The sequence below is a fragment of the Nocardioides ganghwensis genome, from assembly GCF_014779655.1.
Classification (GTDB): domain Bacteria; phylum Actinomycetota; class Actinomycetes; order Propionibacteriales; family Nocardioidaceae; genus Nocardioides; species Nocardioides ganghwensis.
The window spans coordinates 17,433-33,610 of record NZ_JACXYX010000014.1 but is presented as its reverse complement, the minus strand read 5'-3'; the positions used below and the strand labels follow the sequence as shown (position 1 = coordinate 33,610).

Genomic DNA, 16,178 nt, shown 5'->3' with positions numbered 1-16,178 from the left:
GCCGGGTCATGGCCGGATCACAAACCCTCGGGGGTGGCGCAACCGCGATCCGCAGGCCACCATGGGCGGTCAGCTCGAAGGGGAGACTCGATGACGGATGGCACGGTCGCGCTCGCCGGCGAGGCACGCAGCGCGGACAAGCTCGCCCAGTGGGTCCAGCGCCGTGAGTCGGTGATCGCCCACGACGCGACCAACTCGATCTGGCACCAGGTGCCGGCGTACGGCGACCGCGCGGACGCCGGGCTGCGCGACGAGGTGGAGGCCCACTGCCGACAGGTCTTCGCCGCGTTCCTCGCCAGCGTCACCGAGCGCCGTCATCCCCTCCGCTCCGACTTCCCCTGGAGCGGGCAGCACGCGATGCGTCGCGTCGAGCTCGGCATCACGCTGTCGGACTTCATGAAGGCGTTCCGCGTCGGCCAGCTGACCCTGTGGGACGACATCCTCGCCGGGGTCAACGAGTGGCCCTCGACCAAGGACGCGGCGCTCCTGCTGGTCAGCCAGGTGATGCGGACCATCGAGGTCGGCAGCACGGCCGCGGCCGAGGCGTACCTCGAGGCCCAGCAGTACCAGCTGGCCGACTCCGCCCGCCTGGCCCGCGACCTGCTCGAGGACCTCCTGGCCGGCAAGCCGCCGACGGTCGAGGAGCGGCAGCTCGCCCTGGCCCAGATGGGCCTCGCCGACGACGGGCCCCTCGTCGCGCTCGTGGCGACGCTGCCCTCCAAGCTGGTCGGGGCGGAGCAGCGGGCCAGGCTGCGGGCGGCGCTGACGGTGGCCGGGCGTGGCATGGTCGTGGCGCGGCACCACGAGGTGGTCGCCCTGCTGCCGGTGGGCGCGAGCGGACCGGCCCGGGTGGTCGACGGCGTCCGTACGGCGGTGGTCTCGCTCCTGGCCGACGGCATCCTGACCAGCGTGGGCCTCAGCTGCGTGCGCACCGGCTTCCACGAGATCCCGTGGGCCTACGAGGACGCCCGGACCGCGATGGACTCGCTGCTCGGCCGTCCCGGCGTGCGGGCCATGGACGAGATGTCGACCCTCGACCTGCTCATCTCGAGCCAGAAGAACGCGCGGCTGGTGCCCCCGGAGGTGCGCGCCTTCGTCGAGGAGGACCTCGCGACCGGCGGGATCCTGGTCGAGACGCTCAGCACCTACGTCTCCCACGACCTCAACGCCAAGCTCACCGCGATGCACCTCCACGTGCACGCCAACACGATCTACTACCGCCTCGACCGCATCGCCGAGCGCACCGGCTGCGACGTGCGCCGGGTCGAGGACCTCATCGACCTGCTGCTGGCCGTACGCCTGATCCGCGCGGAGGCGCGCTGACCGGCTCCGGGGTCAGCCCCGCGGCGCGAGCACGCCGTCGGCGTCCTCGACCCGGAGCCCACCGGAGCGCGACCGGCTGGCCACCAGCGTGCCGGTGACGATCGACCGGAGGGGGTAGGTGATCTCCCCCGGGGCCCCCTGGCGCGAGGTGGTCCACAGCCGCTCGTCGTAGCCGACGGTGCCGCGGAACTGGCGGTTCTCCAGGACGAGCTCGTCGCGCGTCGCCTGGCCCACCACGTAGGACGCCTCGCCGCGGTAGAAGAGCGAGCCGTGCGAGACCTCGAGGATCCCGTCGCGCTGGCGCACCGTCTGGTCGTGCACCTCGCCGCTGAGGTAGACGTCGACGCCGCCGTCGACCATCGTGCGCCACAGGTCGGAGCGGAGGCCGCCCTCGTAGACCAGGTGGGTGGAGTTGCGGACGCGGACCGGGCCCGGCATGGGCGTGTGGGCCTGCACCATCACCCAGGGCACGTCGGCCCGACGCGCGCGCCGCAGCACCCCCTCGAGCCACCGCAGCTGCGCCGGGTCGACCGAGATGTGGACGTCGCCCCCGCGGCGTTCGAAGACGTCGAGCGTCACCAGGAGCACGTCGGCGTCGAGCCGGACGGCGTAGGCGGTGCGTCGCGCCGGGCCGCGCCGCGGGCGGTCGGTGAAGCGCGGCCGGCCGTCGGCGCGGGTGAGCGCGTGGTCGGCGAAGATCTCCTTGATCTGCGGCACGTGGCGCCGCTTGAAGTCGACCCACGGGTTGCGCCGGCTCGTGCGCCAGGGGTCGTCGCCCACCTCGTGGTCGCCGACCGCGGGGTAGGTGCGGAGGTCGTGGTCGTCGAACCGCTCGAACCACGCCGGGTAGTAGACGTCGGCCGCGCGGCGCCAGGCACGCATCCGCTGCGCCTCGGTGCGTACGGGGCCGAAGACGCCCGTGCGCGCGTCGTCGCGGCCCCACCGGCCCTCGACGAGGTCGCCCGGCACGAGCACGTCGCGGGTGCCGTGGGAGGCCATCTCGTCGATCACCCGGTCGAGGGCGGTCTCGTAGGAGGCGTTGGTGGAGTTGGCGACCTCCCCGGTGCCCTTGACGACATGCGTACGACGACCGCCGGCCGTCAGGTCGGCGACGTCCTGGTTGAGGAAGTCGGGCGCCGAGACGAAGCGGTAGGCGTCGGCCAGCTCGGGAGCGGGCGGGACCGGCGGGCGCTCCCGCGGCCCGCGCGCGTCGAGCTCGACGTCCGGACCGGGGGTGCGGGGCGAGGCGTCGACGGTGGGAGCCGGGTGGTCCCCGGTCGGCGTCGCGCTCGCCGACGGCGCGGGAGGGGTGACCGACGAGCAGCCCAGGGCACCGGCGACCAGCGCTGCCAGCACCGGCCCGAGAGGTCGTCGTGTCACGCGGCCAACCGTAGACGGCGGGCACGACACCACCGGTCAGCACCCGGCCGTGTCGCCCGCCGCCGGCTCACTCCTCGAGGTGGTCGATGTCGCGGAAGCCGGTCTTCTTGGCACGCACGCCGCGGTTCGTCATCCAGGTCAGCGCCCAGAGCACCACTCCGATGCCGAGCAGGCCGGCCGCGATCCGGTACTGGATCATGTCGGCCTCGAGCCGTGCCCATGGTCCGAGGAGGTAGGCACAGCACAGCGCGCCGACCACGGGGAGCGCCGAGGGGGCGCGGAACGCGCCGTCGGGCGTCGGGTCCCGCCGCAGGATGAGGCACGCGACGTTGACGATCGTGAACACCGCGAGCAGCAGCAGCGCCGTGGTGCCGGAGAGCGCCGCGACGACCGACGACTCCGAGTCGAGGGTGACCACGGTGATCAGGCCGAGCGCGAGGAGCGTGGTGAACACGATCGCGGTCCACGGCGAGCGGCGGCCCGGGAGGACCTTTCCGAGCGAGCGCGGGAGCACGTCCTGGCGGGCCATGCCGTAGACCAGCCGGCTCGCCATGAGCATGTTGATGAGGGCGGTGTTGGCGACCGCGAAGACGGTGAGGAACGGGAAGATCGTGTCGATGGGCAGGTCGGGGGCGCCGACCTTGACGACGTCGAGCAGGATCCCGGCCTCGGCGTTGGTGGGCTCCGCGATCTGTCCGGGCGGGATGACGGCGACCACGGAGATCGCGACCAGCATGTAGATCACGACCGCGATGCCGAGCCCGGTGAACATCGTGCGCGGGAAGATCCGCAGCGGCTCCTTGGTCTCCTCGACCATGTTGACCGAGTCCTCGAAGCCCACCATCGAGAAGAACGCGATGGCGGTCGCGATGGTGACCGCCATGAAGAGCCCCTTGTCGTCGGGGCTCTCGAAGACCGTGACCCGGCTCAGGTCGCCGTCTCCGGCGCCGATCACCCAGATGCCGATCCCGATCACGATGGCGAGCGCGAGCATCTCCACGAGCGTCAGCACCACGTTGAACTTCACGCTCTCGCCGACGCCGCGCAGGTTGATGACGGCCAGCACCACCATGAAGAGCAGCGCGGTGGCGAGCGTGGCGCCGGCACTGGGGTCGTCGTTGCCGAAGCCGATCAGCAGGTTGGCCGCGAGCAGGTTCGACGACGTCGAGGCACTCGTGATGCCCGAGCAGACCACCGTGAACGCCACCAGGAAGGTGATGAAGTGGATGCCGAACGCCTTGTGCGCGTAGAGCGCGGCGCCGGCCGCCTGGGGGTACTTGGTGACCAGCTCGAGGTAGCTGTAGGCGGTGACCGTGGCCACCGCGAACGCCACGAGGAAAGGCAGCCACGCGACGCCGCCGACCTGGCCGGCGATCCGACCGGTGACGGCGTACACGCCGGCGCCGAGGATGTCGCCGACGATGAACAGCAGCAGCAGCTTGGGGCCGAGCACCCGCTTGAGGTCGCCACCCCCCTGCCCGTGGACGTCCTGCTGCGTGGCTTCTGTCGTGCTCATCGAGACTCCCCTCGTCGTTCCGTGCACGGCACGGCCTCTCCTCACAATGGCCCCGCCGGACGGGCGAGGCAACCACCGCCCGCCCTGACAACGTCGTGTCGGCCGATCCGTCACGTCCAGCGGCCGCCATCCGCGGTGCGGTCACCCTTTCGGGCTTAGAACGTTCCAACTACCCTGCTGCCCATGCCGAAGCGTGTTGCCCTCCTGACCGCGGGCGGGTACGCCCCCTGCCTCTCCTCCGCCGTGGGCGCCCTGATCGAGACCTACGACGCCACCGACCCCGACATCGAGCTGATCGCCTACCGGCACGGCTACCACGGCCTGCTCACCGGCAACAGCGTCACCATCGGCGCCGACGTACGCGCCGGTGCCGCGCTGCTGCACCGCTACGGCGGCAGCCCGATCGGCAACAGCCGGGTCAAGCTGACCAACGACGAGGACTGCCGCAAGCGCGGCCTGATCGGTGCGGACGAGACGGCGCTCGAGGTGGCCGCCGCGCGGCTGCAGGCCGACGGCGTCGACGTGCTGCACACCATCGGTGGCGACGACACCAACACCGCAGCGGCCGACCTGGCGGCGTACCTCGCCACGCAGGGCTCCGAGCTGACCGTCGTCGGCCTGCCCAAGACCATCGACAACGACATCGTGCCGATCCGGCAGAGCCTCGGCGCCCAGACCGCGGCGCAGCAGGCCTCGCGCTTCGCCCAGAACGTGCTGGCCGAGCACGGCTCCAACCCGCGGATGCTGATCGTCCACGAGGTGATGGGGCGCGCCAGCGGCTGGCTGACGGCCGCCGCGGCCCGCGACTACATGGCGTGGCACGCCGAGCAGGAGTGGCTGCCCGGCATCGGCCTCGACGGCCGCAAGTGGGCCATCCACGCGGTCTACGTCCCCGAGCGGGCCATCGACCTCGCCGCTGAGGCCACGCGCCTGCGCTGGGTGATGGACGAGATCGGGTGCGTCAACATCTTCCTGGCCGAGGGCGCCGGCATCGACGACATCGTCGCCGACCTCGAGGCGGCGGGCGAGACGGTCGGCCGCGACCCGTTCGGGCACGTCAAGATCGACACCATCAACCCGGGCCGCTACTTCGCCGACCGGTTCTCCGAGGCGATCGGCGCGGAGAAGAAGATGGTCCAGAAGTCCGGCTACTTCTCGCGGTCCGCGCCGGCCAACGACACCGACCTCGCCCTCATCAGGGAGATGGCCGAGCTCGCCGTCGCCTCCGCCATGGCCGGCCGTCCGGGCGTGATCGGCCACGACGAGGACCGCGGCGACGAGCTCCGCGCGATCGAGTTCGAGCGGATCGCCGGTCACAAGCCGTTCGACGACAGCCAGGCCTGGTTCACCGAGCTCTTGGAGGGCATCGGCCAGGTCTGAGGCCCACCCTCAGGCAGGTCCGGGGGCCGACTCGGGGGCAGGCTCCTGACCGGACCGGTCGGTCACCCGCAGCCCCGCCGCGGGGAGCACCCGCGGCAGCCGCTGGAGGTACGCCCCGCTGGCGACCGCGACGAGCGCGAGCACCCACCACAGGGTCGTCTGCCCGTGGGCGAGGAGCCAGGTGAACGCCACCGGGGTCACCGCTCCCCCGATGCCCCAGCTGAGCTGGAACAACCCGAGGTAGCGGCCCCGCAGGTGGTCGGGAGCGGCCTCGGCCGCCGTGGCGCTGAGCACCGGTCCGCCGATGAGCTCACCGAAGGTGTAGACGGCGGCGCCGACCAGCATGACCACGACGGCCAGCCAGACCGGCAGCCAGCCGGCGAGCACGAACAGGGCGTAGCTGACGACGAACACGACCTGCGCGAGCCCCATCATCCGCGCCCGGACGCGGCCGGTCATCCGGCGTACGACGAGGCCCTGGCCCAGCCCGACCATCGCGGTGTTGAGGGTGAAGATCGCCCCCACCACCCACCCGGGCAGGTCGATCGTCTCGGCGACGTAGACCGGCAGCGCGAAGTTGAGCACCATCATCCCGGCCACGAAGCCGAACTGGCCGAGCACCAGGCGCAGGTAGGCCCGGTCACGCAGGACCACGCCCCAGCCCTCGGCCGGCGCGTCGTCGGGGTGCGCGGCCCGGTGGTCCGGCACGTCGAGCAGCAGGACGAACGCAACGACGAAGGTCACCGCGTTGACGACCACGACCGTCTCGTAGGCGAGGTCCGTGCCGATCTGGAGCGCGACTCCGGCGAGCACGCCCCCTATGGAGTAGCCGAGGTTGCGCACCGCCTGGAGGAAGCCGAACCACACCTCGCGCTCCCCCGGCGCGGAGATCGCGGTGACGACGTTGCCGAAGGACCCCCAGAACGCCTGGCGGCCGATGTTGAGCAGCGTGGTCCACAGCGCGACGACGAGCAGCGAGTCGGCCCAGAGGTAGGCGATCATCCCGACCGCCTGGACCAGGTTGCCCGCGAGCATCATCTTCCGCGGCCCGAACCGGTCGACGAGGCTGCCGATCACGAACGCGCCCGGCATGGTCAGCACCGCCGACAGCGACAGCGCCGAGCCGATCTGCACCAGCGACAGGTCCGTCATCGCGAGGAAGTAGAGGAGCGTGATCGGCATGAACAGGCCGCTGCCGACGGTGTCGGCCACGATGGCCGCCACGAACCTGCGATGCTCCCCGACGCGGGGGAATCCGAGACGGTTCAGCACGGGATCACACTAGGGTCGGGGCATGACGTTCTCCATCGTTGCCCGGTCCGACGACGGCGATTCGTGGGGGGTCGCCGTCGCCTCCAAGTTCCTGGCCGTCGGGTCCGCAGTGCCCGCGGCCGCGGCCGGGGTGGGGGCGATCGCCACGCAGGCCGACGCCAACATCGCCTACAAGTACCTCGGGCTGGCCCACCTCGACGAGGGCGCGACCGCGCAGGTCGCGCTCGACCGGCTCGTCGAGGAGGACGAGGGCCGCGAGCACCGGCAGGCCGGGATCGTCGACTCCGACGGAAACGCCGCCACCTGGACCGGCTCCGAGTGCTTCGCCTGGGCCGGTGGGGTCACCGGTCGCAGCGGCGAGCGCGGCGGCTACGCGATCCAGGGCAACATCCTCACCGGCCCCGAGGTCGTCGAGGCCATGGAGCGGGCCTGGCAGGGCGGTGACGGCCTGACGCTCGAGCGGCGGCTGCTGGCCGCCCTCGCCGCGGGCGACGAGGCCGGTGGCGACCGCCGGGGCCGGCAGAGCGCGGCCCTGCTCGTCGTACGCGACGGAGCGGGCTACGGCGGGCACGACGACGTCGCCGTCGACCTGCGCGTCGACGACCACGCCGACCCCGTCGCCGAGCTGGCACGGCTCGTCGACCTCAACGAGCTCTACCTGACGGCGTCCACGCCGGAGGAGCAGGTGCCGGTCGACGACGCGCTGATGATCGAGCTCGAGTCGCTCGCCAAGGCCGAGGGCAAGGACAGCTTCCACATGTGGGTCGGGTCGGAGAACTACGAGATGCGCGTCGGTCCGGGCGCGCGGCCTCCGTGGATCGACCGCCGGATCCTCGCGATCATCCGGGGTGAGCAGGAGGGGCAGAACGCATGAGCGTCCTCGCGATCGACGCCGGCACGACGGGCGTGACGGCGGTCGTGGTCACGCCCGACGGCCGCATCCAGGCCAAGGGCTACCAGGAGTTCCGCCAGCACTTCCCACAGCCCGGGTGGGTCGAGCACTCCGCCGAGGAGATCTGGCAGGCCACGCTGGAGGCGACCCGCGAGGTGCTCACCAAGGTGGACGCCGACGAGCTCACCGCGGTCGGCATCACCAACCAGCGCGAGACGGTGGTGCTGTGGGACCGCGAGACCCTGGGCTCCCCGCGCCGCGCCATCGTGTGGCAGGACCGGCGTACGGCCGACATCTGCGATCGGCTGCGCGCCGACGGCCACGAGGAGCGCGTCGCCGAGCTCACCGGCCTGCGGCTCGACCCCTACTTCTCCGGCACCAAGCTCACCTGGCTCGCCGAGAACGAGCCGCACACCTGGGCGCTGGTCGAGTCCGGCCGGTACGCCGTGGGCACCGTCGACTCCTACCTCATCGCCCGGATGACCCGCGGCACCTGGCACGTCACCGACGTCTCCAACGCCTGCCGCACGTTGCTCTTCGACCTCGAGGCGGGCGACTGGTCCGACGAGCTGTGCGGGCTCTTCGGGGTGCCGCGCGACGCGCTGCCCGACCTGGTGCCCAACTGGGGCGAGGTCGCCCCCACCGACCCGAAGTCGTTCCTCGGCCTCTCCCTGCCGATCGCCGGCATCGCGGGCGACCAGCAGTCGGCGCTGTTCGGGCAGACGTGCTTCGAGGAGGGCGAGTCCAAGTGCACCTACGGCACCGGCTCCTTCATCCTCACCAACACCGGCGGTCGGGTCGTGCGCAGTGACGCCGGGCTGCTCTCCACCGCCGCGTGGCGCTCCCCCGACGGCCAGATGACCTATGCGCTGGAGGGGGCGATCTTCGTCACCGGCGCCGCGGTGCAGTGGCTGCGCGACGGGCTCCAGATCGTCGGCAACGCCGCCGAGACCGCCGCCATCGCCGCGACCGTCGAGGACACCGACGGCGTCGTCTTCGTGCCCGCGCTGACGGGCCTGGGCGCCCCGCACTGGGATCCCCACGCCCGCGGCACGATCATCGGCATCACCCGCGGCACCACCCGCGCCCACCTCGTACGCGCCACGCTCGAGGCCATCGCCTTCGAGGTCCGCGACGTGCTCGAGACCCTGCCCGAGCTCACCACGCTGCGCGTGGACGGCGGCGCCGCGGCCAACGACCTGCTGTGCCAGTTCCAGGCCGACCAGGTCGGCCGGGCGGTCGAGCGTCCCGAGATCGTGGAGACGACCGCGCTGGGGGCCGCGTTCCTCGCCGGCCTCGGCACCGGCACCTGGTCCTCGACCGACGAGCTCCGCGACACCTGGGCGCTGGACCGCAGGTTCGAGCCAGCGGGCGACCGCGCGGCCCTCGACGCGGCGTACGCCCTCTGGAGCAAGGCGGTCGAGCGCTCGAAGGGATGGGCCGACTAGAGCCCGTCGCGGGCCTCGCGCGCCGACTCGACCTCGACCCGCGCCTCGTCGACGGCCTCCTCGGCCTCCGCCTGCGCGGCCTCGGCCTCGCTGAGCTCGTCGTCGACCTCCTCGAGCGTGTCCTCGAGCGCCGCGACCCGGCTCCGGAGCTCGTCGAGCTCGGACTGGAGCTGGAGGGTCCGCGCCTGGAGCTTCTCCACCGACCGGCGTGCCGCCCGGTGCTCCTTCTCGGCCTCCTTGAGCACCGCCCTCGCCTCGGCGAGCCGCTCGTCCGCCGCTGCCCTCGCCTTCACGTCCGCGTCCGGGTCGGGCACGACGTGGAGCTGGGGCCGCTGCGTCGGGTCGGGCGCCGCCACCGGGCGGGCGCGCGCAGTGAAGCCGAGGGCTTCCGGTGCCGCCACGGCACCGGTGAGGTCGAGGTCGCCGAGACCGGTGGCGCTCAGCGACGTCACGAGCAGCCCGCTGCGCACCGCCCTTGCGGCATCGGGCTCGAGCATCGCCGCCGTCAGCGTGGCCTCCACCTGGTCGGCGACCGACTGCGTGGTCCGTACGCCCTCCTCGCGGGCCATTCGCCGGGCGGCGGTCGTGACCGACGCGGTCAGCTGCCGCCGCTGCTTGGTGAACTCCCGAAGCTGCGTGGCGTCGAGGTTCTCCTGCGCGTCGCGCAGCGCCTCGCCGACCGCGAGCACCTGGTCCACCTGGTCGGGGTCGCGCCGGACGAGCAGGTTCACCATCCACGCCGCGACCGACGCCTTGCGCAGACCCTTGATCGCGGCAGCGAGCGCCTTGTCGGCCTTGTGCTCCTTGGCCATTGCGTCGCGCGCCGGCGTGAAGTCGGCGAGCGGCAGCGCGTAGAGGTCGTCGGCGATCTCCAGCAGCGGGTCGGACCGCGAGTCGGGCATGCCCCGATCCTAGGGAGCGGCGTACTCGACCTCGGTCGGGTACGGGCGCCAGGGGCACTCCTGGGTGGTCCCGCTCGGCCGCCACCCCAGTGACTCGTACAGCCGGCGTGCCCGCCCGTTGGCCTCCAGCACCCACAGCCGCCGCGCGCCCGCGGCCTCGGCGCGGGCGAAGGCCTCACGCGCCAGCCCCTCGCCCCAGTGGTCGGGACGGACGGCGAGGTGGCGCAGGGTTGAGCCGTCGTGGGCCACCAGCGCCACGAGGCCGTGCTCGTCCTCGACCACCTCGACCGTGACCTCAGGGTCGTCGAGCAGGAGGACCCACCGGGCGAGCACGTCGTCGTCCGGGTAGGGCAGCTCGCCGAACACGTGGGCCAGCCCCACCCGGCTCGCGGAGCGCTCCAGGTCGCGCAGCGCGACGGCGTCCGAGGAGGTTGCCACCCGCCACTCGACCTCCATGGCGAGGCAACCTACCCCCGCCTGGGTACGGCCCCTCCGGGCGTACCCGATATCGGGGTTGAGGCACCCCCACCCCGGTGTTCTGGTGGAGAGAGCTCCCCTGTCAGGGAGCGCTCCACGGGGGGTGAAGGCAGATGCGTCGACTGGTTCTCTCGTGCCTGGCCGCACTGTTCGCGGTGCTGGGCCTGAGCACCGCCAGCGAGGGAGCGAGCTCAGAGGCGCAGGCCCTCCTGCCCGCCCGGGTCTCCGCCGCCCCGGCCGTGCCCGGCCCGGTCGGGACGGCGGCCGGCTCTCACAGCGTCGCGTCCTCCGGAGAGGCCGAACGCGAGCCCGTGTTCCTCGGCATGGTGGCCCTGGCAGCCGTGGCAGCGGGCGTCGGCGCGGGAGCCCGGCTGCACACCGCAGCACGCCGCCGGACGGGGTAGACCTCGTCGATCAGGCAGGGTCCTCGTCGAGGCCGTGCTCGATCGCCCAGCGGGTCAGCTGGACGCGGTTGTTCATCTGGAGCTTGCGCAGGGTGTTCTGCACGTGGTTCTGCACGGTGCGGTGCGACAGCACCAAGCGGGCCGCGATCTGCTTGTAGCTCATGCCGGTCGCGACCATCTTGAGGATCTCTGTCTCGCGCTCGGTGAGCTGGTCGCGCGGGTCGTCGGCGGGTCCGTCGGCGATGCGGCGGAACTCGCCCAGCACCAGCCCGGCGAGGCCGGGCGTGAAGACCGTGTCGCCGTCGGCCACGCGCGTCACCGCGTCGATGAGCTCGGCACTGGAGGCGGACTTGACCAGGTAGCCCGTTGCGCCGGCCTTGATCGCCTCGAGCACGTCGGCCTGCTCGCCGCTGGCCGACAGGATCAGCACCCGCGCGGTGGGGTCGTGCTCGAGCATCATGCTCGTCACCTGCACCCCGCTGTGATCGGGCAGCTGGAGGTCGAGGACGACCACCTGGGGTGCCGCCGCCGGGAAGCGGGCCATCGCCTCGCGTCCGTTGGACGCGACCGCGACGACCTCGTGACCGGCCGCCTGCAGGTCGCGCTCGACCGCATCGCGCCACATCGGATGGTCGTCGACCACCATCACCCTGACCATGGCACCCCCTCCCAAGAGATGGGGGAAGCGTAGACCCCTAGCCGCCGGGCGTGGCGTAGCGCCCACGACGGTGCACGAGCGGCTCGGGGTCGTCACCGACGACCAGGTCGTCGATCGTGCAGGTCACCAGCCGCGACCAGCCCACCTCGACGTCCGTCTCGACGCTCACCAGTGCCCACGCGGCAGCCTGCGCCAGACGGGGTCCGTGGTCGGTGGCGACCCAGTCCGCCAGCCGCCACGGACCCCCCGGTGCAGGGGTCGTGCCCGCGAAGGCGTCGGCCAGCTCGCGGTGTCCCCACGACAGCAGCTGTACGACGCCACGGCCGGTGTCCAGCAGCGCCTCGGTGAGGTCGGCATCGGGGTCGAGGAGCCCGAGCACCCGGCCGGGCTCACCGCCCGCCACGAGCAACGAGGACACCGTGAGCCCCGACGGCCCGGCCGGGTCGTCGGCGGAGCCGGCCGTCCACAGCGAGACCGCGCCCCCGAGGCGTCCGCGCAGGCGGCGTACGGGGTCGTCGGGGGTCGGGAACGGGTGGCTGGTGTGGATCGTCACCGGGTCACGCTAGCGAGCACCCCCTGCTCGACCACCGGGTGAGGGTCCGGCACGGGCCGCGCGAAGAAGAGCGGGTAGAGGAACACGACTGAGATGGAGAACGACACCAGTGGCAGCGGTTGGTACATCACGATCGGGATGGACGCGTGCAGGCCCACGCCGGCGAGGGCGACGAGCCAGCGCAGCCGCGGGATCCACAACCCGACGCAGAGGCCGACTTCGGTCACCACTGCCGCGACCGCCATCGCCTGCGCCAGCGGGTCCGAGATCGCGAGGTGGGAGTTCTCCTGGATCACGCGGCCGCTCAGGAACTCCGGGTTGATCTTCAACAGGCCTGTGAACGCGTACACGACGCTCACCTGGGTCATGAGGAGCAGCTGGTCGGCGACGCGGACGTCCCGCGGCCCCTCGATGCGGCTCCGCAGCGACCACCGCGCGTCCGCGTGCGAGAAGGCCAACCAGAGGGCGCACCACATGGACAGTGCCACGTGGTTGCTGTAGGTCTGCTGCTCCAGCAACATCATCGTCGCCAGCGTCGCCGCCAGCACGACCCCCGCGATCCTGCTCCCCAAGCCGGCCAGCACGAACACGGCTGCCAGCGCACCCACGGCCGCCATCGAGGCTGCGGCCACCGGCGACACCTCGGGGAGCCAGTCCCAGGTCCGCACCGCCACGGCGCCGCGTTCCTCGACCTTCAGGAAGACGACCCACGACTCGGCACAGTTCAGGAGCCCGGACAGGCCGATCCCGATGCGCGCGACGGCCAGCGCGCGTCCGTCGACGACGTCGTCCAGCCTCAGCACGACTGCTTCCGATCTGTTCCCCACTGCCGCACCGTGACCGTCGCGGCCTCGGCGACGTCCGCGCAGATCAGCGGAGGCAGGCGCACGGTCCAGTCGATGTCCTCCCGGGGGACAACGATCCACCTGGAGAGCTCGACGTCCACCAGGGAGCCGTCGCCGTCGACGACCTGCACGTCGAGCGGGTCGTAGCCAGTGAACATGTGGAAGCCGAACTTGTGTGGAACGCCCTCCCACGTGGCCCACACCGGCACGGCCACCTGGAGGCACACGATCGCCGCAAGGACCCACGTGGTCCTGGACCGCTGGGCGGACACCACCTCGCCAGCCACTTCGACCACCTCACAATCGACGTCTCACGCTCGCCGACGGTAGCGCCTGTCGGTCCTCCATGAATGCGGATCCGGACAAGAACGGCGAGGTCACGCTAGCGGGACCGTGAGCTCCCACTCCGTGCCCCACTCCCCGCTCTCGACCGTGGCGGTGCCGCCGAGCTCCTCGATGCGCCCGCGAATGGAGGAGGCGACACCGAGCCGTCCCTCGGAGGCGGCCGCGTCCAGCCGGCCCGGCGGGATGCCGGGGCCGTCGTCGCGCACCGAGATCGTGACCGCCTCGGGGGCGGCCTGGGCGAGGACCCACGCATTGGCGTCGGGTCCGATGTGGGCCAGGACGTTGTCCAGGCACGCCCGGACCGCGGCGACGGTCTCAGCGGCGAGGTGCTCGTCGACGAGCACGGCACCGCCGGGGGTCGCGACCTCGACGCGTACGGGGTGGGCCGTCGCCATCGCCTCGAGGGCACCCGTCAGGTCCACCAGTCCCCCGGGCTCCGTCGGAACTGCGTCCTGCTGCCGGATCAGCGAGCGCAGTCCGCGCTCCTGCTCCCCCGCGAGGCGCCCGAGCTCGGCCCACTCCCCTCCGGCTGCAGAGCCCTGGCGTTGGACCATCGCCAGCACCTGCAGCACGCCGTCGTGGACCGCACGGGCGAGCCGCGTACGTTCGTCCGCCGCGGCTGCCGCGCGTTCGGCCGCGTCACGCTCGCGCGCCATCCGCTGCAGGGACTCGCACAGGTAGCCGACGATCGGTCCGCCGATGAGGACGAGGAAGGTGTTGCCGTAGTTGCCCTGGTCGACCTCGGACCGCGGCAGGAGGTCGAACGCTGCGATCAGCACGGAGGCGACCAGGCCGCCGCGCCAGTGCCAGTGGATGGCCCAGGCGAAGAACGCTCCCATCACGTAGAAGCCGGGGATCGTCGCGTTGAAGTCGGGCGACTTCACCCAGGGCGTGACGGCCAGGGCCGCGAGCACCACCGCGAGGTCGGCGACCAGCAGGACGGGAGTGCGCCGCGCCCGGTCGCGGTAGAGCCAGATCGCGGCGGCCGTCCAGACGGCGAGCGCGACGACGACGAGCAGGCCGACCGTGGGGTGCTCGAAGTTGTCGCGGCGGTAGGCGTTGAGGCCCACCATGTTGATCGTCACGACCACCCGGACGATGGCCAGCGCCGAGTAGAGCCGGTCCTCGACGGCGAGTGCGGAGTCGGCACGCGGCCCGGTGACCAGCGGGCGTGGGTGGGCGTTCAGGACGCCTTCTGCTCCGGCCCGTCCGCGGCGGCCTTCTCGCGCTCGGCCTTCTCCCGCTCGGCCTTGTCACGCTCGGCCTGCCGGGCCTTCTCCTTGTCGAGCTCCTTGGCCTTGCTGGCGTAGAGGTCGACGTACTCCTGCCCCGAGAGCCGCATGATCTCGTACATGATCTCGTCGGTGATCGAGCGCAGGATGTAGCGGTCGTTCTCCATGCCGGCGTAGCGCGAGAAGTCGAGCGGCTTGCCGAAGCGCACGACCGGGCGCGTCCAGGTGCCGTAGACCTTGCCGGTGGGCGCCACGACGTCGGTGCCCACGACCGCGCACGGGATGACCGGGGCGCCGGACTCGAGCGCCAGGCGTGCGACACCGGTCTTGCCGCGGTAGAGCTTGCCGTCGTGCGAGCGGGTGCCCTCGGGGTAGATCCCGAACAGGTCACCCTCGGCGAGGATCTTCATCGCCGACTTCATCGCGCCCTCGGCCGCGTTGGCGCCTGAGCGGTCGATGGGCACCTGTCCGGCGCCGGTGAAGAACTTCTTCTGGAACCAGCCCTTGATGCCGGGGGTGGTGAAGTACTCCGCCTTGGCGACGAAGGTGACCCGGCGGTTGAGGGTGAGCGGCATGAAGAGCCAGTCGGCGTACGAGAGGTGGTTGCTCGCGAGGATCGCGGGACCCTCCTCCGGCACGTGGTCGACACCGTAGGCCTTGGGCCGGAAGACGAGGCGGAGCACCGGCCCGAGGGCGATCCACTTCAGGAACCAATAGAGCACGGACCGAGCCTATCCCCGCTCGGCCGAGGTGACCCGCTCGATGAACTCCGCGGACTCGGCGAAGATCCGCGGGGCGTCGTTGTCGAGCGTGGCGACGTGGTAGCTGTCCTCCAGCACGCGCTCCTCGAAGTCCTTCGAGGACAGGCCGGCGTTGATGGCGCGCGAGCTGGAGATGTCGACGACGTGGTCCTCGGCGGAGCGGAAGAACAGGACCGGGATGGTGATCTTCGGCAGGTCGCGGCGCAGCTCGGCGTAGCCGGCGAACATCGACGCGGCGGCCTTCAGCGGCGTGGTCGGGTAGCCGTGCTCGTCGGCGCCGGGCTTCTTGATGTCGTTGGCGATGCCGGGCATGCCGGGCACCAGGTGCTTGAGCACCGGGAGCAGCTTGACGTCCTTGCGCAGGGTGTCGACGGCGGCGTTGACCACCACCACTCCCGCGAGGTCCTCGCCGTGGTCGGCCGCGAGCCGCAGGCACAGCGCGCCGCCCATCGAGAGGCCGACCGCCACCACCGCGTCGTTCTCGGCGCTGAGCTTGTCGAGTGCGCCCTCGACGGTGGCCACCCAGTCGGCCCAGGTGACCTTGTTGAGGTCCTGCCAGCGGGTGCCGTGGCCCGGGAGCAGCGGCATCTCCACGGCGTACCCGCGGGCCGCCAGGTCCTCGGCCCACGGACGCATCGAGCACGGGTTGCCGGTGAAGCCGTGCTGCACGAGGACGCCGATGCGACGCCCGCCGGTGAGCTCGGGCTGCGCCGCCGTCGACATCGGCGCGACCAGGGTGGGGTCGAGGGGCGCGGCCTGGGCGCCGCGGAACGGGATCTTCACGGGCACA

At 72.1% G+C, this 16,178-nt stretch carries 17 protein-coding genes; 5 read left to right on the top strand and 12 right to left on the bottom strand.

Annotated features, from left to right (window positions below; all coding sequences use genetic code 11):
* Positions 1–90: 90 nt before the first annotated feature.
* The gene (locus IEZ24_RS15405) at positions 91–1,323 is read left to right on the top strand and encodes a PucR family transcriptional regulator (RefSeq protein ID WP_129455058.1); all 1,233 of its coding nucleotides are present in this window, start codon (positions 91–93) and stop codon (positions 1,321–1,323) included.
* Positions 1,324–1,335: 12 nt separating this feature from the next.
* Here the strand turns inward: IEZ24_RS15405 and IEZ24_RS15400 are convergent, their stop codons facing one another.
* Both IEZ24_RS15400 and IEZ24_RS15395 read right to left on the bottom strand, forming a co-directional pair.
* On the bottom strand, positions 1,336–2,703 hold the full coding sequence (locus IEZ24_RS15400) for a metallophosphoesterase family protein (protein ID WP_129455057.1): 1,368 nt from the start codon (positions 2,701–2,703) through the stop codon (positions 1,336–1,338).
* 67 nt (positions 2,704–2,770) lie between these two features.
* Complete coding sequence (locus IEZ24_RS15395; protein WP_129455056.1) at positions 2,771–4,219, bottom strand: APC family permease; 1,449 nt, start codon at positions 4,217–4,219, stop codon at positions 2,771–2,773.
* 183 nt (positions 4,220–4,402) lie between these two features.
* On the opposite strand from IEZ24_RS15395, the gene IEZ24_RS15390 reads away from it, so the two are divergent.
* Complete coding sequence (locus tag IEZ24_RS15390; protein ID WP_129455055.1) at positions 4,403–5,599, top strand: pyrophosphate--fructose-6-phosphate 1-phosphotransferase; 1,197 nt, start codon at positions 4,403–4,405, stop codon at positions 5,597–5,599.
* 9 nt (positions 5,600–5,608) lie between these two features.
* On the opposite strand, the gene IEZ24_RS15385 is transcribed toward IEZ24_RS15390, so the two are convergent.
* Entirely contained in the window at positions 5,609–6,871 is a 1,263-nt protein-coding gene (locus IEZ24_RS15385; protein ID WP_242498470.1) for an MFS transporter, read from the bottom strand.
* 22 nt (positions 6,872–6,893) lie between these two features.
* On the opposite strand from IEZ24_RS15385, the gene IEZ24_RS15380 reads away from it, so the two are divergent.
* The gene (locus IEZ24_RS15380) at positions 6,894–7,745 is read left to right on the top strand and encodes a DUF1028 domain-containing protein (protein WP_129455054.1); all 852 of its coding nucleotides are present in this window, start codon (positions 6,894–6,896) and stop codon (positions 7,743–7,745) included.
* Entirely contained in the window at positions 7,742–9,211 is a 1,470-nt protein-coding gene (gene glpK, locus IEZ24_RS15375; RefSeq protein WP_129455053.1) for a glycerol kinase GlpK, read from the top strand. Before IEZ24_RS15380 ends, glpK begins: the two co-directional genes overlap by 4 nt.
* Here the strand turns inward: glpK and IEZ24_RS15370 are convergent.
* Entirely contained in the window at positions 9,208–10,113 is a 906-nt protein-coding gene (locus IEZ24_RS15370) for a hypothetical protein (RefSeq protein WP_129455052.1), read from the bottom strand. The two genes, glpK and IEZ24_RS15370, sit on opposite strands and share 4 nt — an antisense overlap.
* A 9-nt stretch (positions 10,114–10,122) precedes the next feature.
* Complete coding sequence (locus tag IEZ24_RS15365) at positions 10,123–10,569, bottom strand: GNAT family N-acetyltransferase (RefSeq protein WP_129455051.1); 447 nt, start codon at positions 10,567–10,569, stop codon at positions 10,123–10,125.
* A gap of 134 nt (positions 10,570–10,703) precedes the next feature.
* On the opposite strand from IEZ24_RS15365, the gene IEZ24_RS15360 reads away from it, so the two are divergent.
* Positions 10,704–10,994, top strand: a complete 291-nt coding sequence (locus IEZ24_RS15360) for a hypothetical protein (protein WP_129455050.1) — start codon at positions 10,704–10,706, stop codon at positions 10,992–10,994.
* A gap of 10 nt (positions 10,995–11,004) precedes the next feature.
* On the opposite strand, the gene IEZ24_RS15355 is transcribed toward IEZ24_RS15360, so the two are convergent.
* The 7 genes from IEZ24_RS15355 to IEZ24_RS15325 all read right to left on the bottom strand — a co-directional run bounded on the left by IEZ24_RS15355 (position 11,005) and on the right by IEZ24_RS15325 (position 16,171).
* Complete coding sequence (locus IEZ24_RS15355) at positions 11,005–11,652, bottom strand: response regulator (RefSeq protein ID WP_129455049.1); 648 nt, start codon at positions 11,650–11,652, stop codon at positions 11,005–11,007.
* A gap of 37 nt (positions 11,653–11,689) precedes the next feature.
* Entirely contained in the window at positions 11,690–12,205 is a 516-nt protein-coding gene (locus IEZ24_RS15350; protein WP_129455048.1) for a flavin reductase family protein, read from the bottom strand.
* On the bottom strand, positions 12,202–13,008 hold the full coding sequence (locus tag IEZ24_RS15345) for an HTTM domain-containing protein (RefSeq protein WP_129455047.1): 807 nt from the start codon (positions 13,006–13,008) through the stop codon (positions 12,202–12,204). Before IEZ24_RS15345 ends, IEZ24_RS15350 begins: the two co-directional genes overlap by 4 nt.
* Positions 13,002–13,337 carry a hypothetical protein gene (locus IEZ24_RS15340; protein WP_129455046.1) on the bottom strand — a complete coding sequence of 112 codons (336 nt, stop codon included), beginning with the start codon at positions 13,335–13,337 and terminating at the stop codon, positions 13,002–13,004. The genes IEZ24_RS15345 and IEZ24_RS15340 overlap by 7 nt, the downstream gene beginning before the upstream one ends.
* Before the next feature lie 90 nt (positions 13,338–13,427).
* Positions 13,428–14,561 carry a MacS family sensor histidine kinase gene (macS, locus tag IEZ24_RS15335; RefSeq protein WP_207206810.1) on the bottom strand — a complete coding sequence of 378 codons (1,134 nt, stop codon included), beginning with the start codon at positions 14,559–14,561 and terminating at the stop codon, positions 13,428–13,430.
* A gap of 17 nt (positions 14,562–14,578) precedes the next feature.
* Complete coding sequence (locus IEZ24_RS15330) at positions 14,579–15,349, bottom strand: lysophospholipid acyltransferase family protein (RefSeq protein WP_129455045.1); 771 nt, start codon at positions 15,347–15,349, stop codon at positions 14,579–14,581.
* Between the two features lie 9 nt (positions 15,350–15,358).
* A complete protein-coding gene (locus IEZ24_RS15325) occupies positions 15,359–16,171 on the bottom strand; it encodes an alpha/beta hydrolase (protein ID WP_242498468.1) in 813 nt (270 codons plus the stop codon).
* Positions 16,172–16,178: the final 7 nt, after the last annotated feature.

Bases quoted from the DNA above. Each gene is read 5' to 3' on its own strand.
- IEZ24_RS15405 (WP_129455058.1), top strand. From the start codon at position 91: ATGACGGATGGCACGGTCGCGCTCGCCGGCGAGGCACGCAGCGCGGAC.
- IEZ24_RS15395 (WP_129455056.1), bottom strand. From the start codon at position 4,219: ATGAGCACGACAGAAGCCACGCAGCAGGACGTCCACGGGCAGGGGGGT.
- IEZ24_RS15390 (WP_129455055.1), top strand. From the start codon at position 4,403: ATGCCGAAGCGTGTTGCCCTCCTGACCGCGGGCGGGTACGCCCCCTGC.
- IEZ24_RS15380 (WP_129455054.1), top strand. From the start codon at position 6,894: ATGACGTTCTCCATCGTTGCCCGGTCCGACGACGGCGATTCGTGGGGG.
- glpK (WP_129455053.1), top strand. From the start codon at position 7,742: ATGAGCGTCCTCGCGATCGACGCCGGCACGACGGGCGTGACGGCGGTC.
- IEZ24_RS15370 (WP_129455052.1), bottom strand. From the start codon at position 10,113: ATGCCCGACTCGCGGTCCGACCCGCTGCTGGAGATCGCCGACGACCTC.
- IEZ24_RS15365 (WP_129455051.1), bottom strand. From the start codon at position 10,569: ATGGAGGTCGAGTGGCGGGTGGCAACCTCCTCGGACGCCGTCGCGCTG.
- IEZ24_RS15360 (WP_129455050.1), top strand. From the start codon at position 10,704: ATGCGTCGACTGGTTCTCTCGTGCCTGGCCGCACTGTTCGCGGTGCTG.
- IEZ24_RS15355 (WP_129455049.1), bottom strand. From the start codon at position 11,652: ATGGTCAGGGTGATGGTGGTCGACGACCATCCGATGTGGCGCGATGCG.